Annotated in this window: 21 protein-coding genes; 7 read left to right on the forward strand and 14 right to left on the reverse strand. The window is 43.9% G+C overall.

The window, feature by feature from the left end; genetic code table 11:
- Positions 1 to 185: 185 nt before the first annotated feature.
- Positions 186 to 1,094 (forward strand): aldo/keto reductase, encoded by a 909-nt coding sequence (locus tag V1497_RS11275; protein WP_349410808.1) that lies wholly within the window; start codon positions 186 to 188, stop codon positions 1,092 to 1,094.
- A 60-nt stretch (positions 1,095 to 1,154) separates the two neighbouring features.
- Here the strand turns inward: V1497_RS11275 and V1497_RS11280 are convergent, their stop codons facing one another.
- The 6 genes from V1497_RS11280 to V1497_RS11305 all read right to left on the reverse strand — a co-directional run bounded on the left by V1497_RS11280 (position 1,155) and on the right by V1497_RS11305 (position 6,754).
- Entirely contained in the window at positions 1,155 to 1,502 is a 348-nt protein-coding gene (locus tag V1497_RS11280; RefSeq protein WP_349407650.1) for a hypothetical protein, read from the reverse strand.
- A gap of 96 nt (positions 1,503 to 1,598) precedes the next feature.
- Positions 1,599 to 2,780, reverse strand: a complete 1,182-nt coding sequence (locus V1497_RS11285) for a thiolase family protein (protein ID WP_349407651.1) — start codon at positions 2,778 to 2,780, stop codon at positions 1,599 to 1,601.
- A 29-nt stretch (positions 2,781 to 2,809) separates the two neighbouring features.
- Positions 2,810 to 4,126: a short-chain fatty acid transporter gene (locus V1497_RS11290; RefSeq protein WP_349407652.1), complete on the reverse strand. Its 1,317-nt coding sequence runs from the start codon at positions 4,124 to 4,126 to the stop codon at positions 2,810 to 2,812.
- 46 nt (positions 4,127 to 4,172) lie between these two features.
- On the reverse strand, positions 4,173 to 4,844 hold the full coding sequence (locus tag V1497_RS11295; RefSeq protein ID WP_349407653.1) for a CoA transferase subunit B: 672 nt from the start codon (positions 4,842 to 4,844) through the stop codon (positions 4,173 to 4,175).
- Positions 4,845 to 4,862: 18 nt separating this feature from the next.
- Positions 4,863 to 5,552 (reverse strand): CoA transferase subunit A, encoded by a 690-nt coding sequence (locus V1497_RS11300; protein WP_349407654.1) that lies wholly within the window; start codon positions 5,550 to 5,552, stop codon positions 4,863 to 4,865.
- A 20-nt stretch (positions 5,553 to 5,572) separates the two neighbouring features.
- Positions 5,573 to 6,754, reverse strand: a complete 1,182-nt coding sequence (locus V1497_RS11305) for an acetyl-CoA C-acetyltransferase (RefSeq protein WP_349407655.1) — start codon at positions 6,752 to 6,754, stop codon at positions 5,573 to 5,575.
- 199 nt (positions 6,755 to 6,953) lie between these two features.
- Between V1497_RS11305 and V1497_RS11310 the strand changes: the two genes are divergently transcribed.
- The 5 genes from V1497_RS11310 to V1497_RS11330 all read left to right on the forward strand — a co-directional run bounded on the left by V1497_RS11310 (position 6,954) and on the right by V1497_RS11330 (position 12,153).
- Positions 6,954 to 7,862 (forward strand): hydroxymethylglutaryl-CoA lyase, encoded by a 909-nt coding sequence (locus V1497_RS11310; RefSeq protein ID WP_349407656.1) that lies wholly within the window; start codon positions 6,954 to 6,956, stop codon positions 7,860 to 7,862.
- A 147-nt stretch (positions 7,863 to 8,009) separates the two neighbouring features.
- Positions 8,010 to 9,584, forward strand: a complete 1,575-nt coding sequence (locus V1497_RS11315; protein ID WP_349407657.1) for a spore germination protein — start codon at positions 8,010 to 8,012, stop codon at positions 9,582 to 9,584.
- 23 nt (positions 9,585 to 9,607) lie between these two features.
- Complete coding sequence (locus tag V1497_RS11320) at positions 9,608 to 10,807, forward strand: Ger(x)C family spore germination protein (protein WP_349407658.1); 1,200 nt, start codon at positions 9,608 to 9,610, stop codon at positions 10,805 to 10,807.
- A gap of 5 nt (positions 10,808 to 10,812) precedes the next feature.
- Positions 10,813 to 11,046, forward strand: a complete 234-nt coding sequence (locus tag V1497_RS11325) for a hypothetical protein (RefSeq protein ID WP_349407659.1) — start codon at positions 10,813 to 10,815, stop codon at positions 11,044 to 11,046.
- A gap of 12 nt (positions 11,047 to 11,058) precedes the next feature.
- Complete coding sequence (locus V1497_RS11330; RefSeq protein WP_349407660.1) at positions 11,059 to 12,153, forward strand: endospore germination permease; 1,095 nt, start codon at positions 11,059 to 11,061, stop codon at positions 12,151 to 12,153.
- A gap of 5 nt (positions 12,154 to 12,158) precedes the next feature.
- Here the strand turns inward: V1497_RS11330 and V1497_RS11335 are convergent, their stop codons facing one another.
- Positions 12,159 to 12,701 carry a PadR family transcriptional regulator gene (locus V1497_RS11335; protein ID WP_349407661.1) on the reverse strand — a complete coding sequence of 181 codons (543 nt, stop codon included), beginning with the start codon at positions 12,699 to 12,701 and terminating at the stop codon, positions 12,159 to 12,161.
- 167 nt (positions 12,702 to 12,868) lie between these two features.
- On the opposite strand from V1497_RS11335, the gene V1497_RS11340 reads away from it, so the two are divergent.
- Positions 12,869 to 15,997 carry an efflux RND transporter permease subunit gene (locus V1497_RS11340; RefSeq protein ID WP_349407662.1) on the forward strand — a complete coding sequence of 1,043 codons (3,129 nt, stop codon included), beginning with the start codon at positions 12,869 to 12,871 and terminating at the stop codon, positions 15,995 to 15,997.
- 163 nt (positions 15,998 to 16,160) lie between these two features.
- Here the strand turns inward: V1497_RS11340 and V1497_RS11345 are convergent, their stop codons facing one another.
- The 7 genes from V1497_RS11345 to V1497_RS11375 all read right to left on the reverse strand — a co-directional run bounded on the left by V1497_RS11345 (position 16,161) and on the right by V1497_RS11375 (position 22,704).
- Positions 16,161 to 17,249, reverse strand: coding sequence for an FAD-dependent oxidoreductase (locus tag V1497_RS11345; RefSeq protein ID WP_349407663.1), 1,089 nt, complete (start codon positions 17,247 to 17,249; stop codon positions 16,161 to 16,163).
- 22 nt (positions 17,250 to 17,271) lie between these two features.
- Positions 17,272 to 17,934 carry a haloacid dehalogenase type II gene (locus tag V1497_RS11350; protein WP_349407664.1) on the reverse strand — a complete coding sequence of 221 codons (663 nt, stop codon included), beginning with the start codon at positions 17,932 to 17,934 and terminating at the stop codon, positions 17,272 to 17,274.
- 30 nt (positions 17,935 to 17,964) lie between these two features.
- Entirely contained in the window at positions 17,965 to 18,627 is a 663-nt protein-coding gene (locus tag V1497_RS11355; protein WP_349407665.1) for a TVP38/TMEM64 family protein, read from the reverse strand.
- A gap of 261 nt (positions 18,628 to 18,888) precedes the next feature.
- Positions 18,889 to 19,422, reverse strand: coding sequence for an RNA polymerase sigma factor (locus tag V1497_RS11360; RefSeq protein ID WP_349407666.1), 534 nt, complete (start codon positions 19,420 to 19,422; stop codon positions 18,889 to 18,891).
- Between the two features lie 16 nt (positions 19,423 to 19,438).
- Positions 19,439 to 21,448 (reverse strand): DUF6449 domain-containing protein, encoded by a 2,010-nt coding sequence (locus V1497_RS11365; RefSeq protein ID WP_349407667.1) that lies wholly within the window; start codon positions 21,446 to 21,448, stop codon positions 19,439 to 19,441.
- A complete protein-coding gene (locus V1497_RS11370; RefSeq protein WP_349407668.1) occupies positions 21,423 to 22,322 on the reverse strand; it encodes an ABC transporter ATP-binding protein in 900 nt (299 codons plus the stop codon). The genes V1497_RS11365 and V1497_RS11370 overlap by 26 nt, the downstream gene beginning before the upstream one ends.
- Positions 22,306 to 22,704, reverse strand: a complete 399-nt coding sequence (locus tag V1497_RS11375) for a GntR family transcriptional regulator (RefSeq protein WP_349407669.1) — start codon at positions 22,702 to 22,704, stop codon at positions 22,306 to 22,308. Before V1497_RS11375 ends, V1497_RS11370 begins: the two co-directional genes overlap by 17 nt.
- Between the last annotated feature and the right edge of the window lie 392 nt (positions 22,705 to 23,096).

Consider the following 23,096-nt stretch of genomic DNA (forward strand, 5'->3'; position numbering starts at 1 on the left):
TCATTTTCCTCTTTCCTCATTTTTGACACCTCATAAACTGCTTTTGAGGTGCTCATTTTCCTCAATCTGCATTTTTAACACCTCATAAACTGCGTATGGGGTGTTCATTTTCGGCTTCCCGTACGATCAACGTGTTGTTATAAAGGTAGATGAAAGTGGTATGGTAAGGATAGGAGGTGCTCATGTTGAAACAAAATCAATTAGGTTCATCTGATATTCAGGTATCTGAAATTGGACTTGGCTGTATGTCACTCGGTGAGGATGAAAGAGAATCGATTCGTATCATCCATCAAGCACTTGATGAAGGTGTTACGTTCATCGACACAGCTGATCTTTATGGATTCGGAGCGAATGAAGAACTTGTCGGAAAAGCGCTGGAAGGGAAACGTGATCAATGTATTCTAGCTACGAAAGTGGGAAATCGCTGGGACCATGTTGACGAAGGATGGGAATGGGCGCCAAGTAAAGCCTACATACAATCAGCCGTCAAGAAATCCCTACAACGGCTTAGAACGGATTACATCGACTTGTATCAGCTGCACGGTGGAACAATGGAAGATCCAATTGACGAAATCATTGAGGCATTTGAGGAGTTAAAGCAGGAAGGAATTATTCGCGAGTATGGCATCTCTTCCATTCGACCGAATGTCATAAAAACCTATCTGGAGCGTTCGAACATTGCGAGTATCATGATGCAATACAGTCTTCTCGATCGACGACCTGAGGAATTTTTAGATCTCATCCATAATCATGGAGTTTCTGTCATTGCAAGAGGACCATTGGCGAAAGGAAACCTGACAGAACGCATCTTTTCCGATAAAGCGGATGGAAAAGGATTTCTAGATTATTCACATTCGGAAATTGAGGAAATCATGCAAAATATGAAAGAAATCGCCCGTGGCCGTGATTTATCCCACATGTCTCTTCGTTATCCTTTACATCATCCAGCAGTTGCGACCACGATCCCTGGAGCAAGCCGGGTATCCCAGCTCGAGGATAATGTAAAAGCATCAAACATCGAACTTTCCACAGACGATATTGAATTTATGCGGAAATGGACCACCTTTAACAAATATGAGAAACATCGAACATAAGATGAAGTCCTTGCATTTTTGGGGTGATGGAAGCGATGCTTGATTGTTTCCACTCACCTCTTACTTTTGTTCATAATGGCGGACCATGGTAGATGGAACATACTCCACCTTAACGGATCTACCTATTTCACGAGAGATTTTCTCTAATAGTTCCGATCCCTCACGATTGAACGCTTCTTCCATTTGCTTCGCTCCCTTTTGCAATCGATCCTTTTCCCAGTCCATCCACTCACCATATCGGAATCCCCAATCCATCAGCTTGCATTTCAAGTCTTCCGAGATAGGAAAAACATCTACATCGAGGTTTGCCCCGCACTTTCCACACCAAATCGGTTCAGCCCCTACATCCCCCTCGAGCTTCAAATGCGTTGTCGGTTCCTTACAAAAGCATGTGTGTTCCTCATTCATACGCCATCCGTCCAATCTCCTTTTACTTAAACAAAAAAATGAGTAACCCAAACATGTCAGACGTGATCATTCGGGTCACTCGATATGGAATATATTCTATACGCGTTCAATTACCATTGCAATACCTTGTCCACCACCTATACAAAGGCTTGCAATTCCGAACTGCTTGTCTTGTTCCTGTAGCTCATACGCTAAAGAAAGCAGGAGTCTGGATCCACTTGCACCGACAGGGTGACCAAGTGCGACCGCTCCACCATTTACATTCGTCTTCATACGATCTAGCTTCAATTCTTTCTCAACTGCAAGGTACTGTGCAGCAAAAGCTTCATTCACTTCAAAGAGGTCAATGTCATCCATTGACAGCTTAGCACATTCTAGTGCGATTCGAATTGCAGGGACTGGTCCGATTCCCATGATGGAAGGATCAACGCCGCAAATGCCCCAAGAACGTATTTTTGCCAACGGTTTAAGGCCTTTGTTCGTGACGGATTGTCCATTTGCAAGGATCATGGATACCGCCCCGTCATTAATACCGCTAGCATTCCCTGCTGTGACCGTTCCATCTTTTTTGAAAGTCGGTCTTAGTTTTGAAAGGCCTTCAACCGTAGTACCAGGTCGGACGTGTTCATCGGTATCAATCAGACGAGATTCTTTCCGCTCCATCACTTCTACCGGGACGATCTCACGCTTGAAACGTCCTGATTCGCTTGCTTTTCCTGCTCTTTCGTGACTTAAAGCTGAGAATTCATCCTGCTCTTCCCTTGAAATCCCATATTGTTCACTCAAGTTTTCTGCTGTTATTCCCATTCCATTACCGATCGCTTCATCTCGTAAGGTGAGTAACAGCATATCTTCAAACTGGACATTTCCTAATTTCGGATGTCCGAATCGATTTGAGAACGATACGTGAGGACTCATCGACATGTTATCGACACCGCCAACCAACGCTGTATTCCCCTCTCCGAGCAGCAAGGATTGTGAGGCAGAAACAACTGACTGAAGACCCGATCCACAAAGCCGATTCACGAGTAGGGCTGGTTTGTCGGTCGGAATACCTGATTGTGTTGCAATATGCCGGGCAACATAAGGTGCATTCGTACTGCTATGGATGACATTCCCATAAACCACTTGGTCGATTTCCTCCGGTGATACCTTTGAGCGTTTCAAAGCTTCCTTTGCTGTCGCTACCCCAAGCTCTGTAGGCGTGACCTTTGCGAAAGAACCGCCGAAAGTGGTAAAGGCTGTACGCGCCCCATCTAAAAGATAAATTTCATTCATACGTTACCTCCTGGTTTTTACTTGTGCTGTTAAATGAAAACGAGACCGATGGTGATGAAAAAACCGCTGACAAGCATTGCGATGACACAAAAGCCCATGATGTCTTTCGCTGAAAGACCTGCAATTGCAAGTGCTGGAAGTGCCCAGAACGGCTGGATCATATTAGTCCATGCATCTCCCCATGCCACTGCCATTGCTGTTTTCGCTGCGTCCAGACCGAGTTCTTCCCCGGCAAGGAGCATGATGGGTGCTTGAACAGCCCACTGACCTCCCCCAGAAGGGACGAAAAAGTTGACAATCCCTGCGCTGATAAATGCAAAGAAAGGAAAGGTAAGATCATTGGAAATGCTCACAAACCACTTCGACATTTCAGCAGCAAGACCAGAGGCAACCATCATACCCATGATTCCCGCGTAAAAAGGGAATTGGATGATGATGCCACCTGCTCCTTTAACCGCCTCCGAAACACTGTTGATGAACCTTCTTGGTGTACCATGAAGTAGGATTCCGAAGAACAAGAAAGTGAAGTTCACAATATTCAAGTTCAGGCTGAAGCCGTTCGTCGCAAAATAATAGATGATGAATGCTAGACCTAGCAGTCCGATAAGCAGCGATAATATCTTACTGTTCTCCATCTTTTCAGCAGGCGTATCTGCTTCGACTGCCGCCGCATGAACATCCGTATCTTTCAACACGGAAGGATCGATGTAATACGCATTTTCCTTCGAATTCATCATCAAACTGTTCACAACTGGAAGCACGATGAACAACGAGATGACGATGAACAGATTGAACGGTGCAAAGATCGTTTCCGAGGTGGGAATCACACCGATCATGTCACTTGTAAAGTGATCAGGAGTTGCAATCGTCAACGGTATGGACCCTGAAAAACCGCCATGCCAGACGAGGAAACCACTATACGCACTCGCAATCAACAGGCGATAGTCGACCTTCTCTACTTTTTTCGCCAGTTCCTTCGCAAACAGGGCACCGATGACCAATCCGAAGCCCCAGTTTACCCAGCTTGCGACCAATGAAACAATCGTGACGAAAACGATCGCTTGACCCGGCTTGGAAACAAGTGATGCCATCCCTTTCAGGATCCTTTTGAAGAACGGACTACTCGCAAGAACAAATCCGGTCACCAGGATCAAGACCATCTGCATCGAAAACGTCAATAGATTCCAGAATCCATCTCCCCAATATGTCACCATTTCAACCGGTGTACTTTGCATGATGAGCATCCCCATCAAAAACACAGCAATTGTTAAAAGGACGACAAAAAGGAAGGGATCAGGCAGATACCTCTGCATGATCCGATTTGAAAGTGCTGTTAATCTTTTCAAACTCATTCCCCTCCTCCAAAAACGCTAAAAAACAACGCAAGTGCTCTTAATTTGTCATTGTTTTTACATCATTTGCAATGATGAGCGATGGCTCAGTCACTTCCTGGATTTCTTCAGGTGTAAATCCTTCCGCAACTTCAACGAGTTTTAGTCCTTCAGGGGTTACATCAAGGACGGCACGATCAGTGATGATCCGGTCTACCACACCTTGTCCCGTGAGTGGCAGAGAGCATTTGTTCAAGATCTTCGGGTCACCGTTCTTATTGACATGGTCCATGATGACGATGATACGCTTCGCACCATGGACAAGATCCATTGCGCCCCCCATACCTTTGATCATCTTTCCTGGAATCATCCAATTCGCAAGGTCACCGTTTTCGGAAACCTCCATACCACCTAAAATCGCGATATCAATATGTCCTCCACGGATCATGGCAAAGGACTCTGAACTGTCGAAGTATGAAGCGCCCTTTGTCGCCGTAACAGTTTCTTTCCCTGCATTGATTAGATCCGGATCGACTTCATCCTCTGTCGGATACCGTCCGATTCCGAGCAACCCGTTTTCCGATTGAAGGACGACCGTCTTATTATCCGAAATATAGTTGGCTACTAAAGTCGGCATGCCGATTCCAAGGTTCACGTAGAAGCCGTCCTGGATTTCTTTTTCTGCTCTTCTAGCAATACGTTCACGTACAATTGCTTTATCTACTTTCGTCATGATTTAGTTCCTCCTCTGCTACTTTGTAACCGTCAAGCGTTCGATCTTCTTCTGTTGTTCACCAACAATCAGCTTCTGCACATAGATACTCGGTGTATGAATCTGGTCCGGATCGAGTTCACCGACCTCATACAGCTCTTCAACTTCAGCAATCGTTACTTTCCCTGCTGCTGCAATCATCGGGTTGAAGTTGCGAGCGGTCTTATTGTAGATGAGGTTCCCCATCTTGTCGGCCTTTTTCGCACGAACAAGACTAACATCTGCAGTCATCCCATACTCCAGCAAGTAATCCTTCCCATTGATGTTACGGACCTCCCGACCTTCTGCGAGTGGAGTTCCGACTCCAGCTGGCGTATAGAAAGCTGGAATACCGGCTCCACCTGCCCGAATCCGTTCAGCTAGCGTCCCTTGAGGAATCAGTTCGACTTCCAATTCGCCTGCTAACACTTGGCGTTCAAATTCTTTATTTTCTCCGACATACGAGCCGACCATCTTTTTGATTTGTTTGTTTTTCAATAGGAGACCGAGTCCCCACTCATCAACACCGCAGTTGTTGGAAATGACGGTCAAATCTTTGACACCGCTTTCAACAAGGGCAAGAATGAGATTTTCCGGGATTCCGACAAGCCCGAATCCTCCAACCATGATCGTTGCGCCATCTTTGATTTCTTTGACTGCTTCTAAGAATGATGTTTCGATTGGTTTCATTATTTCTTCATCTCCTTTACTTAAGCTTCATTTTCAATGATGGTTGCGACACCTTGTCCGCCACCGATACATAATGTTGCCAAACCATATTGTTCATTACGTCGCTTCAACTCATGGATGAGTGTTACGAGTACGCGTGTACCGCTCGCTCCAATCGGATGTCCGAGAGCGATTGCGCCACCGTTGACGTTCAAGATATCACGGTTTATATTCAAGTCTTTGCCGACTGCTAATGATTGAGCGGCAAAAGCTTCATTCGCTTCAATCAAGTTGATGGCATCCATAGTGAGATTCGCTTTTTCAAGTGCTTTACGTGTTGCCGGAACAGGGCCGATTCCCATCACACTCGGATCGACTCCAGCTGAAGCATTTGAACGGATGACGGCAAGCGGCTTCAGTCCAAGTTCTTCTGCTTTTTGACGGCTCATCACGACAACAGCTGCTGCCCCATCATTGATTCCAGATGCATTCCCAGCTGTCACCATGCCATCCTTTTTGAATGCTGGACGGAGTTTCGCCAATTTTTCAGCTGTTGAACCTTTCTTCGGATGTTCATCTGTATCAAAAAGAACCGGATCTCCTTTTCGTTGAGGAATAGAAACCGGTACGATTTCATCCTTGAATTTACCGCTTTCAATCGCGTTCGCCGCTTTTTCCTGGCTCCACGCCGCAAATTCATCAAGCTCTTCTCGCTTCAATTCATGGGAGGAGCATAGGTTTTCTGCTGTAATGCCCATATGGTAATCGTTGAACGCGCACCATAGCCCATCATGAACCATGGAGTCGACCACTTTCTGGTCACCCATTTTATAGCCATCACGTGCACCTTGTAACAGGTAAGGCGCCTGGCTCATATTTTCCATGCCACCTGCAAGAACAACGTCTGCGTCACCAAGCAAGATGGACTGGGCTGCTAGATGAACCGTTTTCAGTCCTGAGCCACATACTTTATTGATCGTCATTGATGACGTTTTCTCTGAAAGACCTGCATGGATTGCCGCCTGGCGAGCCGGATTTTGCCCTAAGCCTGCCTGCAGGACATTCCCCATGATGACTTCATCCACTTCTGATATACCAACTTTTTGTAAAGCTTCTTTAATAACGAGTCCACCTAATTGGGTGGCTGGAATTGATTTCAGACTGCCGCCGAACGTCCCGATTGGAGTCCGTACAGCACTTACGATAACAGCTTCTCTCTCCATCTCTTTGTTGCCTCCTTGTATAATGTAGTTCTTTGTCTTACCTTGTCTATTTCTCATTTCATTCGGGCATTTCCTTCCTATTACGAGATATTTCTGCAATTTATTGAAAATTCTTGCCCTTGTGAAAATATTCGCGTTACAATGGAGGTTAGTATGGGTGAAAACGCTTACGATTTTTTGCGAAAATGGGAGGTTGACCATGAACTTACCTGAAAAAGTGACCATGATTGAAGTCGGACCAAGGGACGGACTTCAGAATGAGAAAAAGCAAGTGCCAACGAACGCAAAAATACATTTCATAAAAGGGTTGAAAGAAGCAGGATTGAAAGAAATGGAGCTCACTTCCTTCGTCTCACCGAAATGGGTTCCTCAGATGAGCGATGCCAAGGAAGTCATTGAGTCCTGCCTGGATGAGGACCGGAATTTCGTTCTCGCACCAAACCGAAAAGGAATCGATCGCGTCTATGAAACGGACGTCAAGCATGTCGCGGTGTTTGTTGGTGTCAGCTCGGCTTTCAATAAAAAGAACATCAATAAAACAACCGAAGAAAGTATGGAAGAATTGAAGCCGATTCTTGCAGAGCTGAAGCAAAAAGGCTACTTCGTAAGAGCTTGTATATCCACTGCCTTCTACTGTCCTTATGACGGTAAGGTTGACCCAGATGACGTATTAGCTCTTTGTACGCAATTCGCCGATTATGGCGTAGATGAACTGAGCGTTGCGGATACAGTCGGAATGGCGAATCCACAAGAAAGCTATGAACTCTTTAAGCGATTGAACGATGAACTCGGAGACCGCCTTCTCCTTACTGCGCATTTCCATGATACGCGCGGAATGGCACTTGCGAATGTGTTCGCTTGTTTACAAGCAGGCATTTCAAGGTTTGATGCATCTTCTGGTGGATTAGGAGGATGCCCGTTTGCGCCAGGTGCAACTGGAAATGTCGCCACTGAGGATGTCGTATATATGCTTCATCAGATGGGAATTGAAACGGGGATCGATTTAGAGAAGCTGTTGAAAGCGATCCAAGGAATTTCGGGTCATGTCTCCAGAGACATTGAAAGCAAGTATTACAAGTTGAATAATCAGACGCATTCGGTTTCCTGAAGAGTTATGTAAATCTGCAAAATAAAGATAAGAAAAAGATGAACCAACTTCGTTTGGTTCATCTTTTTTATGTGTTCATAAATTCATAATGTCCTGTGAATACTAAAGAAAATCGAGCAAAATCAGAAGGGAAGCAGTGAGCTCGTCATGAGTTTCTTCCGTAAGCGAAATCGGATGAAAGATCGATTCAGTCAAACTCAAAAGAAGGTCCCAAAATCTCCTATAAATGAGGTATCTCGCTCATTAAAGGAGAATGTTACAGCACTTCGTGAAAGTCTAGGACACAGTGATGATATCATCATACGAGAATTCCAGATCAACCAACAAATCAATGCTTCCATCGCCTATGTAGACGGCCTTGTCGATATTCAATCTGTCCAGGATTTCATCTTGAAGGTCATGATGTTCAATCATGACTCACGAGAAATGCGCACTGAAAAGAAGAACTACCTTGACCTCCTGAAAAAACAAGCAATATCCATCGGTGAAGTACATGATGAGAAGGATTTCAAGAAGACGTTGAACCACATATTGTCAGGAGACTCTGCAATATTCATCGAAGGATATCCTACAGCCGTAATTGCAGCTACCCGTGGTTGGGAGCACCGGGAAGTTACCGAACCGACCACACAAAATGTCATTCGTGGACCGAAGGAATCCTTTACAGAAAGCATAAGAACCAATACATCACTTCTACGTCGAAAAATTAAAGATCCAGACTTGAGGGTTGAAACAAGTATCATCGGCAAACATACTCACACCGATGTCTCAATCATCTCAATCGACTCGGTGACCAATCCGAAAGTACTCCAAGAAGTACGTGATCGTCTAAAGCAAATTGATATTGATAGCATTTTGGAGAGTGCTTATATAGAAGAATTGATTGAGGATAAGACATCTTCCCCTTTTCCAACGATATTCAACACCGAACGTCCAGATGTCGTTGCTGCCGCTTTGTTAGAGGGAAGAGTTGCAATTCTCATTGATGGAACCCCATTTGCACTTATTGTACCTGCATTATTCATCCATTACTTCCAGTCTCCTGAAGATTACTATGAGCGATCCTTTTTCGGAATCATACGGATCTTGAGATTTCTAGCCTTTTTTGCAGCCTTACTCATTCCATCACTTTATATCGCGGTAACGACATTCCACCAGGAAATGATACCAACACAACTGTTGATTGATTTAGCCGCCCAAAGAGATGGAATCCCTTTTCCCGCTCTCGTTGAAGCATTGATTATGGAAGTAACCTTTGAGATTTTACGGGAAGCTGGTATCCGGATGCCACGGGCAGTTGGACAAGCCATATCAATCGTTGGTGCTCTCGTCCTTGGTCAAGCTGCTGTCCAGGCAGGACTTGTATCGCCAACAATGGTCATCGTCGTGTCCATCACCGCCATTTCCAACTTCGTATTCCCTTCGTATGACATGGCTCTATCTGTCCGGATTCTCCGGTTTGGCTATATGATCCTTGCAGCTACATTCGGCTTATTCGGGATTGCGGTCGGTCTGTTTTTATTGCTGTTACACTTGTGCAGTTTACGCTCATTCGGTATGCCATATATGTCACCAATCGGACCATTCAGCCTGAAAGAGCAAAAAGATGCCGTATTCAGATTCCCTAGGAGATGGCTGATTACCAGGCCAAGATTGATCAGCCAAATGAATACGACAAAGCAACAATACCATCCACCTTTGGATGATAAGAGAAAGCAATGACGATTATGAGGAGTGAATGATATATGAAACCTTTTTTAACATTTATTATACTACTCGTCTTCATCACTCCCCTGCTTTCAGGCTGCTGGAACAGCCGTGAACTGAACGAACTTTCCATAACGTCAGGTCTTGGTATTGACAAAGTTGATGGGAAATATGTCTTTACAACACAAATCATTAATCCGAGCGAGGTAGCAAAGGAACGGGCTCCTAAACGAACAGTTGTAACGACTTTGGCGGAAAAGGGCGATACACTTTTTGAAGCGTGGAGGAAAATGACGAAAAAATCTGCTACGAAAATGTACTTTTCACATGTCCGAGTCCTCATCATCGGTGAAGATCTTGCCAAGGAAGGGGTATCGAAAATCTTGGATGTTATGTTAAGGGACCACGAATACCGTTCTGATTTCTTCATCTTGATTGCAAAAGATAGTAAAGCGAATGACATCCTTTCGATTTTGACCACGATGGATGAAATCCCCGGGAACAAATTGTTCAAATCGCTCGTGACATCCAGCACCTCGTACGGAGTAACTACTGAAGTATCCTTAGACACCTTCATCACGGACCTGTTAAGCACTGGGAAAAATCTCGTGGTTACAGGGGTATTCATTGTGGGTGACAAAGAAGAGGGTGAAACTGAATCGAAGTATACGTATATCAGTCCTAAAACGTATCTCATGTATAGTCCCTTAGGAGTCTTCAAAAAGGATAAGCTTATTGATTGGATGGAAGAGAAAGAAAGCATTGCCTATAACTTCTCTCAAGGAAATATCCAAAGTACATTGATGAACATTCCCTGTGTTAAGGGCGATGGACTTGTAGGGGTAGAAATCATCAATACAAGCGCAAAAATTACGTCTGGAGAGAAAAACAACCAAATTCAAGGCGAGGTTTCTGTAAAAATTAACGGTAATATTATGGATTCGGAATGTGATTCACCTCAGCCATTCAATGATCCCAATTATATGAAGCAGTTCGAAAACAATATTAATGAAACCGTTGAGAAGGACATCCGAGAAGCCATCCTCAAAGCACAAACCACCTATCAATCGGATATTTATGGGTTTGGGAACGCTCTTCATCGTAGTCATCCGAAAGTATGGAAAAAAGTAGAGAAAGAGTGGCATGATGTGTTTCCAACTATCGAGGTGAAGGTCAAAGTGGATGCAGCTATTCATAATACAGGTTCCATTACAGAATCTCCAAAGGTAGGAGGATGATAGAGGTGGGATTCTCTGTAGGGATGTTATTATTAGCAGTTCTATTCGTCACTGTTGAATTGCCACCCTTGATACGGGAAAAGCAATTCTATCCTAGTGTGATTTATTTCATACTTCTAACCATCGGAAGCATATTGCTGGTTCTTCATGGATTGGATGTTAAAATCCCTAATCCATTGGACCTGGTAAGTTATTTATTCGAACCGATCAGTACGAGTATTCTCAATTTATTTAAGTAGGGAGGGAAACATATGGGAAAAGAGGAACGAATCAGCTCCCGGCAATTTGTACTTCTCGTCATGTTATTCACAGTAGGAAGTTCAATTATCATTATCCCATCAAGTCTTGTATCAACGGCTAGTCAAGACGGTTGGATCTCAGCCATTTTGGCCTCCATCATCGGTTTGGGATTGGTCTTTCTCTATTCCTCATTCCCTAAGCTTTATCCCGGATTGGATCTACCTAGCATTGCTGAACTTGTGATGGGTAAGTTTTTTGGGCGTATCGTCGTCGCGCTCTATTTTTTCTTCTGCTTTACCCTGGCTGCACTTGTATTAAGGAATTTCGGAGATTTCTTAAAAACGAAAATCATGCTTGAGACACCTCTTGAAGCGATACATATCATGTTTTTGATACCAGTCATTTACGCAGTGAAATTGGGATTTGAGACATATAGCAGGGTTGCAGAAATCACATTTCCATTTGTTGTACTGATGTTCTTCATTCTTATCGCCCTTACCTCTCCACAAGTCGAGATAACGAATATACAACCTATTGCAGGGGAAGATTGGAAGACGATTTTTGGCAGTTCGTTATCAATGGTTGGTGTTCCCTTTCTCGAGTTGGTCATCTTGACCACCTTTTATTCGTCCATCAACCATCCAGAGAAAACGAGAAAAAGCTTCATAATAGGTATCACATTAGGCTCTACCATTTTAATTATTACGACCTTGTTTACGATCCTCGTCCTCGGCCCTGAACTGACTAGACTGAAAGTATACCCGACCTATGTTTGGGCAAAGAAAATCAGTATAGCTGACTTTCTTGAGCGTATTGAAGTGACTGTAGCTGCGTTATGGGGAATCACTCTATTTTTCAAGTTGGTTCTTTCTTTTCATGCTGCACTCATCATGCTCGAAAAATTGTTCAACTTGAAGGATTATCGTTTGTTGGTCATCCCGATGTCTTTCATCCTATACATTTACTCTCTGATTGCCTATCCAAACAGCGCATATTTCATCGACTTTGCCACGAAAACGTGGTTAGCGTATGCCCTGCTGTTTGGTTTGGTTATCCCTGTACTTCTTCTGATTATTGGTCAATTAAAAAAAAGAGGCCAATCATGACCTCTTTACTCCTTTAACTCTTTCAAAACTTGAATCGCCCAATCGCACCATTCAATCCAGCTTTTCATATACCTTTTGCCGAATTCGGATGTGAAGTATTCACCGAGTGCGGCTTTTTTGTCTTCGTTGGTCGGATATTGGGTCTGTTGCCATACGTTCATATGATGAACCCCAATGCGGTGATGCTCTTTACTTTTTTCCAAAAAGCGAATCGCATCGTCCGGGTCAATCAGATGGAACATTGAGACCCTTAACAGCTGTTGGTCCTTCAGTTTAGGGGGCTCAACTTTGTAGTTCAGAAGCCACTTCAGCAGTTCTTCTCTTCCTTGATCTTCAATCGTGTACACCTTCTTATCGGGGGAATCCTCTTGTGGGTAAATGACGGAACTCACCCACTCTTCTTCCTCTAACTTGATCAATTCCCGATATATCTGTGTATGATGAGCTGACCAGAAATGAATCATCGTTTCTTTAAACTGTTGATTCAGTTCATATCCGGTTGAGGGTTTCTTAGTTAATAACCCGAGTATCGCGTATCGTAAAGCCATTTTGATCCTACTTTCATGTTAATTGAATCCATCTTATCACAAAATTTACACAAAATCAGATTCAAAATAGTTGCACCTTCTCACTAATCCATTATACTTAGGGTGTATATGTGAAAATTCACATATGAGCACTGAAATCATTTTTACCTACATAAGGGGGCGAAGAATTGAGTTTCTTAACCAAATTCAGTCTAAAAAACCCGATTGCCGTCATTATTTTCGGGGTTTTACTAGTTGTTGGCGGCTTATATTCGTTCAGTAATTTGAAGGTCGATCTGTTACCGGATATCGAATTTCCACAAATGTCTGTACAAGTGGTCTATCCGGGTGCTTCCACCCAGGATGTGAATGAGAAAGTCACCGACAAACTCGAAGAGCAATTGAAAGCATTGAATGATGTTAAAAAGATGCAAAGTCAATCTTTCGAAAGCTTCTCTGTCATCAATCTGGAATTTCCTTTCTCCACGAACTTGGATGATGTAGAGCGTGAGATTGAAAGCTTAATTGAAGATGCTGATTTACCTGAAAACGCAAAACCTGAAGTGAACCGTTTTTCTTTCGGTGCCTTCCCAATTTATAACATCTCCTTATTCCCTGTTGGAGAGGATGAAAATTTCAAGGCTTTCGTCGAGAATGAACTCGTGCCAGAAATCAACAAGATCTCTGGAGTCAACAACATTTCTGTCGGGGGATTAGAAGATGAATCCATCATCATCACCGTCGATAAAGAGAAAGCCAAACAATATGGATTGAACCTGAATCAGGTCAAAGATACAATCAACCAGCATTACATGTCCTTCCCTGCTGGTTCAATCGAACAGGAAATCATCTCTGTACCTGTTCGTGTAGAAGAGAAAATTGAAACAATCAAGGAATTGAAAGCATTGCAGGTCAACGCCGGCTCAACAGGCGAAGCTCCACAACAGCAAGGCCCACCATCTGGTACGGGTGATGCAGGACCTCCTTCCGGGGGGGAAGCGACACCGCCAACCGGAGCCACTGAAGCAATCACGTTAGGTGATATTGCGAAGGTGGAAGAAACCTCTGAAAGCGATGAAATTACCCGTTACAACATGAAGGAAGCTTTATCTGCAGCGATTACGAAAAAGCAAGGCGCGAACACCGTTGAAGTATCCGAAAAAATCATTTCCACATTAGAGAAGTATGACGACAAAGTCGATTATGCGATCGGTTTTGATCAGGCTTCCGGTATTAAGCAATCTGTTGAGAAGCTCGTTAAAGAAGGCTTGTATGGTGCCCTTTTCGCTTCCTTAGCTGTTCTATTGTTCTTGAGGAACTTCCGGGCGACGATCATCGCCATCATTTCCATTCCGCTCTCTTTATTGATCGGTGCGATCTTCTTGGATCGCATGGATATTACGTTGAACATCATGACCCTTGGTGGGATGGCCGTTGCAGTCGGTCGAGTCGTCGATGACAGTATCGTCGTTATTGAAAACATATTCCGGCGACTACGAAAAAGTAACGGAACCGAGGATCGCAACGAGCTTATTTTAAGCTCGACCAAAGAAATTCTGAAAGCGATCGTTTCCTCCACGTTGACAACGGTGGTTGTATTCCTACCTTTAGGCTTTGTCGGTGGTGTGACAGGAGAATTCTTCCTTCCGTTCGCTTTGACAATCGTGTATGCGTTACTCGCTTCATTGATTGTTGCGGTAACGATCGTACCAATCCTTGCAAAAGTATCCTTTAAAAATGTGAATAACGAAGAGAAAGTGACGTGGCTGCAAAAGGTTTATGTGAATTTGATCAAAAAATCATTGAACCATAAAGCGATCGTCATCATCCTTTCATTTGTATTATTGGGAGGATCCTTCTTCCTAACATCTCAGCTCGGCTTCGTCTTCTTACCGAATGAAGAACAAAAAACGTTGATTGCCTCAGTCGAAATGCCAGCATCAACGACCCTTGAAAACACGAATGAAGTGTCATTACAGGTTGAAGAATATTTCGAGGGACAAGAAGGAATCAAGGATGTAACTGCGGCTGTCGGCAGTCGTGACTTCCAGACCGGTCTGAAGCGCGAAAACGTGGCAAACTACTTCATCAACCTCGAAGAGTCTGCAGATGTCAGTGCAATCATTGATACGTTGGAAGATGAGATGAAAAAGATCGTCATTGCTGAAAGCGACGAAGCAGTAGTGAGTGTCCAAGAGCTTCAATCTGGTGGACCTCCAACGAACAATGAAGTGAACATTGATCTATACAGCAACGACCTTGATAAGTTGCAGGAAGCAGCTGCCGAGGTTGAAGCATATATGAAAAAGAACGATGATTTGGACTATGTAAGCAATAATTTCTCTGAAAAGCAGCCGCAATGGAAGGTTGAAATTAACCCGGAGGCTGCCTCAGAATACGGCGTATCCGGATTTATGATCCTCGGGATCATCAGCGAACAAACGAAGCCCGTGAAAGTCGGAGAACTCCCGATCGGGGAAGAACAACCTACAGTCACGCTTCAATACGATGAGAAGCTCACGTCTCTCGATGAGCTTGAAGAGCTGCAAATTTTTACAAGTAAAGGGCCAGTTGCACTCTCCGAGCTTGCAGAAGTGAAACAGGTTGAAGATGTCTCTTCGATTCAAAAGCTTGATGGCAAAGTGTTTGCTCGGGTATCAGCTCAAATCTTAGGACAGAACATCCAAAAGGTATCGAACGACGTCATCACTGGTGTGAAGTCTGATGTAGAGCTACCTGAAGGCGTTTCCCTTGAGGGTGGCGGCGGAAGTGATGAAACGGAAGAGACCTTCCAACAGCTTGGACTCGCAATGCTGGTTGCGATTGGTCTTGTCTATCTTACGATGCTGATTACATTCGGAAAAGCACGTATCCCGTTCATCATCCTATCTTCCTTGATCTTTGTTCCAATCGGTTCAATCGGAGGACTATGGTTGGCGGGTGAACCACTCTCCATCAGTGCGATGATTGGTGTGTTGATGTTGATTGGAATCGTTACGACCAACGCAATCGTACTTGTGGATCGAATCGGACAGAACCGATTTGAAAAAGGCATGGCAATTCGCGAAGCTCTATTGGAAGCTGGTAAAACACGCTTGCGTCCAATCTTGATGACGGCTTTCGCAACGATTGCAGCATTATTACCATTAGCCTTTACAACCTCTACTGGAACGTTGATTTCAAAGGGGCATGCGATCGTCGTTATTGGTGGCTTAACGACCTCGACATTCCTCACCTTGATCATTGTCCCAGTGATCTATGAGCTCTTCTTCTTCAAGCAAGCTCGTAAAGAACGGAAACAAGCAATGGATGCATAATTAAAAAGAAGAAGCTGATCCCGCTTTGAAAAGCGATGGGTCAGCTTTTTTCGTGTAATCTTTTTGTGGGTGTAGGATGAAGGACATTTCCACTGCCTACGCTGTTTTATCCTTCATCACCCGAATCACAAGAAAGGAGTGCCGACTCGGCACTCCTTCTTTATCATTTAAACGTCGACATGAACTTTTGGTCGATCTTATTCTTCAGCTTCCAGGCGAGCTTCCCGGACGTACAAAGTCCACCGTAGCGAAGGTAGCCGTGACGGGCACCAGTTGAAAGAATCGTCAAATACCGCTTTTGCGGCTTGAAGTGATAACCTTCTCCAGATCCTAAGAAACCGGAAAGATTATCCCACAAAACCTCCCCTTGGCGGACCGCCATGACGCCATTCCTTGGAATATCCGGGTACTCCCTCACTGTCACACCATTTCCTGAGCCGAAAATAAACGGATACTCCTTTACTTGTAGTGTATCCTCGACAAGGAGGTAGCCCTCTTCATCAATGGGAAGCTTTGAGCTTTTATACAATTTAGGCGCTTCAGATCCGGTCATCCATAACAACGAATCGTACCGGAACGTTTCCTCGCCCACGGTCACTTTACCATCACGAACATCACTGATCCGTTCATTTTCATGAAGCTCGACACCCGCTTGAAGCAGCTTCTCTTTCAGTTGTTTCTGACAGCTGCTCTCTTTTGATTCGCCGTAAATGGGTGAAGCACTGATCAATCTTACATGGCCATCATCACTGTGCTTCTTTTTCCAGGCCTTGATGGAGAAACTGAGCTCAATGCCTGCTGCACCTCCGCCGACGATGACCACCTCACCACGTTTACTCGAATCCTTGCCAAGCGCCTTGATCTGCTCTTTTCGATTCAAGTGGAAAATACGATCCGAGTCCGGTAATTCAGCGATCCCTTTCCGCCTTGTTCCGATATCGAATGAGAGGACATCAAAGGAAAGGATGTCCCCTTTTTCAGTGAGGACCATCTTCTGTTTCGCATCGACACTCATCGCCGTTCCTTTAAAGAATTGGACACCAGACCGTTGACATAACTCCTCTAGATCAATTTCCAGCTCCTCGAGGGAATAGATGCCTTCCACGTAACCCGAAAACATCCCGGAATAATAATAGGTCGATGTTGGATTCAAAAGTGTCACTTCACAATCAGGAAGCTTGTTTTCTTTCATATTTTTCAATAAAGAAAGGTGGGCATGGCCACCTCCGATAAGCAATACATTCTTTGACATGTAATCTCCTCAGCTTTATCTCTTACTCGAATAGCTCGGTCAGGTCACTGACGACATAATCAGGTGTGACCCCGAGTTCATCCATTATACCACCTGATCGGTTCACCCATGCAACTTGGAAACCGAACGTCTTCGCACCGGCAATATCCCACGTGTTCGAGGACAAGAACAGAACTTCATCTCTCTCCACACCAAGCTGCTCTAACGCATACAGATAGGAGGATGGATGCGGTTTGAATTGTTTGATTCCATTTACGGAGATCAGCTGATCGAAATAACCTTGATAATTATGGTGCTCAATCAAGGGATGCAGCATTTCTTCCGATCCATTTGAAAATACAGCCAGTTGATAACCCTCGAGCTGCGAGAGGACCCCTTCCACTTCTTTATAAGGATCTAATTTTTTATAGGATTCCAACAGCTTTTTTTCTTTATCCGGTGTCAACTCTACGTCTTCTGCCATACATGCGTAGCGTAATGCATCTTTCGTAATTTCCCAGAAAGGTCGATAATTCCCCATCAAACCTCTCAGGAACGAATATTCGAGCTGCTTCTTCCGCCAGATTTGACTGATCGTCTCTCCTTTTTCAGGAAATTGCCGTTCACACTCCTCAATAACCGAATGGACATCAAACAAGGTACCGTATACATCGAAAACAATCGCTTTCACGTTATTGTCTGTCATAAGTATGGATCAGCTCTCCTTTCACATTCGTTATTCTTGGTCTGCTCGCATGGCAAGCATCGTAAACAGTTTTTTACGGAACAAAATCGGAATCGAGGTCAGGATGATCAAACTGATAATTGAGAAAAGCAATAGTTCATTTCCACCCGAGTAGGAGCTGCTTCCGATCCCGCAGTAAATCGCGGATCCTGGTATCACCCCGAGTATCGTCGCAAATAAATAATCCCGGAAACGGATATTGGAGACGGCGCTCAAATACGTTATGAAATCAAAATGTAAAAATGGTATCAACCTTAATATCAATAGAATGATGAAGCCTTTTTCATCAATCTGTTTCCTCAATCCATCGTATTTCTTCTTGGATGGAATTTTACCGAACGAAATGCCAAGCTTACGGACGGCTAAAAATGAGAGAACCGCTCCTAAAGTCGTTCCGATTACCGTCAATAGGACACCGAACCAGAAGCCGAATGCGAGCCCGCCAACGACTCCCAATAACGATGAGGGAAATAGAATGAAAGGTCTGAACGCAAAAATGACCAAATATACGCCAGGGGCAATCCACCCGAACGACATGACCCAATTCCGGATCTCTTCAGGTGGTATGTCCAGGAATGTTCGATTCAACCAGACGAACAACGCAATAATAAGGATGACGATACTGATCTTCTTGATCCATTTTCGTTTTCCCATGCTCTAACCTCTTTTTCTCCACATATATCAGGTACAATTCGCTTCTTGCCTTATCTTTCCCTTTTTAACATCTCAACTAAACGTTAATGTCCGCCGTGAGCGCTTTACCGAATAAAAACATCAAAGAATAAAAGAAAATAAAAAAAGACCCCCACATGTATGTGGAGGAACCCGAAACTTATGAACACAACCCCCTTAAAAGTTATTTTGAAAGGACACTTCTGATGTGGATCCCCTGCATCTTAAGTGTCCTTTTTGTATTCAGGCAGTCATGTCAAATTTTAATTCGTTCTTGATCTGCTTGCGCGCACGGTACAGTCTTGATTTGACCGTACCGAGCGGAAGCTGTAAACGTGAGGCGATTTCCTCTTCCTTCATTCCTTCATTATATTTCAACAGAAACGCATTGCGAAGCTCAGGTTTCAACTGAAGGACCTCTTGCGTGATTTCCTGCTTCAGCCACAAATGCTCGATCGTCTGCTCGACGTTATCAACAGCCCTCGATCGTTCGGTGAAAAGGATATCCTCTACAGGAGTCATGCCTGACCTTTTCTCTTTCCGAATGAAGTCGATGGCCGTGCGTGAGGCAATCGTCGAGAGCCAGGCTCCGATTTTCTCCAAATCCAGGATCGACTCAATCTTTTTATAGGCTTTGATGAATGTTTCCTGCACGATATCCTCTGCGAGATACGCATCCTTCGTAATCATGATCGCAACCTTATAAACCCGTTCTGCGAATGTCTCATAGATAAAGCTGAAATCGACTTCGCTTGCTTTCATTAAAGATGTCGCCACATTGGTTCACCTCCGTTTATTCAAAATGTTTTTTTATAAAGTCCGGTACATTGTATTCGTTGAAGCTACGGATATCACGGTGCTTGGAATCTTTGTACTTGAAAATAACCACGTAAGGATTCATCGGGTCTTGCCACATGACAGTATCCATGGTTTGTTGCAATTCGGCTTTGGAGGTGATCTTCATTCCCCCATCTCGTTTTAGCAATTCTTCAAAAGAGATTTGATGGAAATCATATGGATCTCGGTTTTTCTTAGTCGGTAACACAATCGCATAATCGATATCTTCAACTGTGGTCCTTGCTTGCTTCAACAGTCCTTCTTTTTCAAGCCACGTTTCAAAATTGGTGAATGATTTACTGAACGTGGTATGGAGACCTTCACGATCCCCAGACAAACTGATTTGGATGTTTGATTCGAGTCCCCTATGAAGATAGTCTGTGTACGGCTGGTTTTTGATGTCTTCCTTCAAGGCCTGAATAGCTTCCTCAATCTTTTCCGGTTCTTGGATGATGATTCCTTGATTTTGTTTTGTAAGTGGCTTATCAGGATGAACCGTAATCCTTGTCACATCTGTTGTATTCACCGAAAGAACCGGCTCGGTGTACGCCTTATACTCCATCGATTCATAAATCGGCTTTAAATAAGGCTGGAATTCGTCTGTCGGCGGAACATGATATTCCCGGATGATTTTATCCCCATTCTTCAATTCATAGGCGAGGAATACAGTCTGATGGCTTATGTGATTTCGGTATCGGAAAAGATCATCCAAATCATCTTTGTTCTCTATAATTTGCTGATGCAGCTTCCGCACAGCTTGGATATTTTCTTCTGTCTCCAAGTAAGGTTTCTCCACGGATTCAAATTCTGCATCGTCCTGGTTTGTGTACGCGTAAGCATGCTGCCCGAAATAGATGCGGTCGATTTTATTCGCTGCAGGAACATGATTTTCAAATCCAGTTACGTCGAATTGCAAAATGAGAATTGCCAATCCAGCGACGAGGACATAAATGACATAACCTTTCAATTGGTTGAAGACCCGCCATGTTTTGTGAAGGATCATTTCAGCAACTAAGTATCCTGCAATAGAACCGAGGCCATAACCGACAAGGATCCATATGATACTATGCTGTGTTTCACCGAAATACACGCCACCAACGAGCATCGTACAGAAGGTCACCCCGTACTTAAAGACGGGTTTCATCTGTTGAAAAACGAGCGCTTGTGCTACACCTTCGACTTTCCGTCTCTTATAAATGAGCATCCCTACTACATAAAACAGGATACCTGCTAATAAATAGATCAAGCCTTGCGTCAAACCGATCTCTGAATTTGAGTTTTGAATCATCGGTGCGGCAGTTATCGGTGAAAAACGTTCCAAACGCATATTGAAATAATAATCCGGTTCAAATCCGAACAAAAAGTATTGGGCGTTCAAGTAAAACAATGCTGTTATACCTGCTGGAAACAAGAGTAAGATGTACGTCAAAACGCCTTGGACCGCCGTAATTCCAGTCAGCGTACCAATGAATACGCACGCCGCATAGATGACGAACAGATTAGAAAACGTGAGACCAGCCCATTCCAACACATCCATCTTCGTATAGAGCTGACCCATCTCCAGCGGTCCTTGCAACACAAACAACATGATTGCGGTAATCAGGACGGGAATAAGTAAATACACGATTCCGATGATGAAATATTGCGTGTAAATCTGAGTGCGGCTGATCGGCAGACTATGTATGAAATCTGACGCACTTTTCATCTGCAAATACCGGTATAGGAACATTCCGAGGAGCACCGGGATGAGGAAAAGTAAAATCAATTGCAGCTCAAAATTGATGGTGAACACGTTTTTTTGTGTGTAGTACCAATGGTTGTATTCTTGCTGATTGCTCCAGATCATGATCAATTGGAGTGGCAGGATCAAAAGCAGGCCAACCAGATAGACGATGCTCACCCACCCGACATTCCGGAAGCTCTGAATGACGATTTCTCGATTAAACCAGGACGTTTTCGATTGCATAGCCTACATCCCCCATCTCATAAATGAATATTTCTTCTAAAGTGAGCGGCAGCATATCGAAGATGACTGGTTTATACGCTTCGAAATGTTCCGTAATCTCGTCAGCCGGTCCCTTCACGATACAAAGAAGGACACTCCCGCGCTCCTCTTTATAGAGCAGTTTCATATTTTCAAATAAACCAGCCGGCACACCATCCTTGAATGCAATCTGGATTTTATGTGTATCGGACTTCAAGTCATCCAGATCTTTTTCAAGAAGAAGCTTTCCTTTATGTAAAATGCCGATATGGTCACAAATATCTTCAATCTCTCTCAGGTTATGGGACGAAATCAAAACGGTCATTTCCCGTTCTGCGACATCCTGCAACATCAAATTTTTTACTTTCTTCCTCATGACCGGATCCAAACCGTCAATCGGTTCGTCAAGGATCAGGTAATCAGGCATGGCCGAGAGAGAAATCCAGAATGCGACCTGTCGCTGCATCCCTTTTGAAAATTTCTGGATTTTCTTGTTCACATCGATTTCAAAGACTTCCTTCAATTTTAGAAAACGTTCTTCATTCCATCTCGGATAGATGCTGCTATAAAAATTCGCCATCTGTCGTACCGTGTACTGTGAAAAGAAGTAAAGCGTATCCGGCAGGAAGATCAGCCGCTCTTTCACCTTCCTGTTTTCAAAAACAGGTTGATTATCCACCGTGATGCTTCCTCCGCTTTCTTTTAAAACCCCTGCAATGATGCGCAACAAGGTCGTCTTTCCTGCTCCGTTTGAACCAAGCAGACCATAAATGGATCCTTTCTTAATTGAAAAGGAAACATCCGTCAACGCATCTGTGTCATCAAGCTTCTTGGCAATTTCATTCACTACGATCATCTTGTTCCCCTCCCCCTATTGTGCTCTCTATTTCTTCCACGAGTGTTTGTAACTCTTGTACCGTCATCCCTAGATATAAGGCTTCCAGTATGAGTTTAGTCAGTTCTTTTTGGACTTTCTCAAGCTTTTCCGTGTTAACGACATGCGTCGTTTCACTCACAAAGCTCCCTTTTCCTTTGATTGAATAGATATAGCCTTGCGTCTCCAGCTCCCGATACGCTTTCTGAATCGTATTCGGATTAATCGTCAGCTGTTGGGCCAACACTCTTACAGAGGGGAGTTTCTCATCTTTCTTCATCACTTCACTGATGATCAGCTCTTTGAATCGATCCACTAACTGTTCATATATCGGCTTTCGGCTACGCACATCCAAATCAAACATATACACCCTCCCATCTGCGTCAACTGTATTATCTGTTCTAACTGTATTATGATTATTAATACAGTTATGATTATATACCACTATTTTCTATTTGGGAAGGATTAATTTGGAATATTTTTCGGACTACGTCCAAAAAAACATAGAATGCGGTTTTATTTGCCCTGAAAACTCGGTACTCAGCATAATGAGGGTAATGAAACGCTGTTTATTTGCCCTGAAATCTCGGCCTCAGCCAAATGAGGGCAATGAAACGCTGTTTATTTGCCCTGAAATCTCGGCCTCAGCCAAATGAGGGCAATGAAACGCTGTTTATTTGCCCTGAAATCTCGGCCTCAGCCAAATGAGGGCAATGAAACGCTGTTTATTTGCCCTGAAATCTCGGCCTCAGCCAA

Source organism: Pseudalkalibacillus sp. SCS-8 (genome assembly GCF_040126055.1).
GTDB lineage: Bacteria > Bacillota > Bacilli > Bacillales > Fictibacillaceae > Pseudalkalibacillus > Pseudalkalibacillus nanhaiensis.

Coding starts and splice junctions, on each gene's coding strand:
- V1497_RS11285 (WP_349407651.1), bottom strand. CDS start 2,780: ATGAATGAAATTTATCTTTTAGATGGGGCGCGTACAGCCTTTACCACT.
- V1497_RS11310 (WP_349407656.1), top strand. CDS start 6,954: ATGAACTTACCTGAAAAAGTGACCATGATTGAAGTCGGACCAAGGGAC.
- V1497_RS11375 (WP_349407669.1), bottom strand. CDS start 22,704: ATGTTTGATTTGGATGTGCGTAGCCGAAAGCCGATATATGAACAGTTA.
- V1497_RS11330 (WP_349407660.1), top strand. CDS start 11,059: ATGGGAAAAGAGGAACGAATCAGCTCCCGGCAATTTGTACTTCTCGTC.
- V1497_RS11365 (WP_349407667.1), bottom strand. CDS start 21,448: ATGCAATCGAAAACGTCCTGGTTTAATCGAGAAATCGTCATTCAGAGC.
- V1497_RS11295 (WP_349407653.1), bottom strand. CDS start 4,844: ATGACGAAAGTAGATAAAGCAATTGTACGTGAACGTATTGCTAGAAGA.
- V1497_RS11305 (WP_349407655.1), bottom strand. CDS start 6,754: ATGGAGAGAGAAGCTGTTATCGTAAGTGCTGTACGGACTCCAATCGGG.
- V1497_RS11335 (WP_349407661.1), bottom strand. CDS start 12,701: ATGGCTTTACGATACGCGATACTCGGGTTATTAACTAAGAAACCCTCA.
- V1497_RS11320 (WP_349407658.1), top strand. CDS start 9,608: ATGAAACCTTTTTTAACATTTATTATACTACTCGTCTTCATCACTCCC.
- V1497_RS11300 (WP_349407654.1), bottom strand. CDS start 5,552: ATGAAACCAATCGAAACATCATTCTTAGAAGCAGTCAAAGAAATCAAA.
- V1497_RS11345 (WP_349407663.1), bottom strand. CDS start 17,249: ATGTCAAAGAATGTATTGCTTATCGGAGGTGGCCATGCCCACCTTTCT.
- V1497_RS11370 (WP_349407668.1), bottom strand. CDS start 22,322: ATGATCGTAGTGAATGAAATTGCCAAGAAGCTTGATGACACAGATGCG.
- V1497_RS11280 (WP_349407650.1), bottom strand. CDS start 1,502: ATGAATGAGGAACACACATGCTTTTGTAAGGAACCGACAACGCATTTG.
- V1497_RS11355 (WP_349407665.1), bottom strand. CDS start 18,627: ATGGGAAAACGAAAATGGATCAAGAAGATCAGTATCGTCATCCTTATT.
- V1497_RS11350 (WP_349407664.1), bottom strand. CDS start 17,934: ATGACAGACAATAACGTGAAAGCGATTGTTTTCGATGTATACGGTACC.
- V1497_RS11315 (WP_349407657.1), top strand. CDS start 8,010: ATGAGTTTCTTCCGTAAGCGAAATCGGATGAAAGATCGATTCAGTCAA.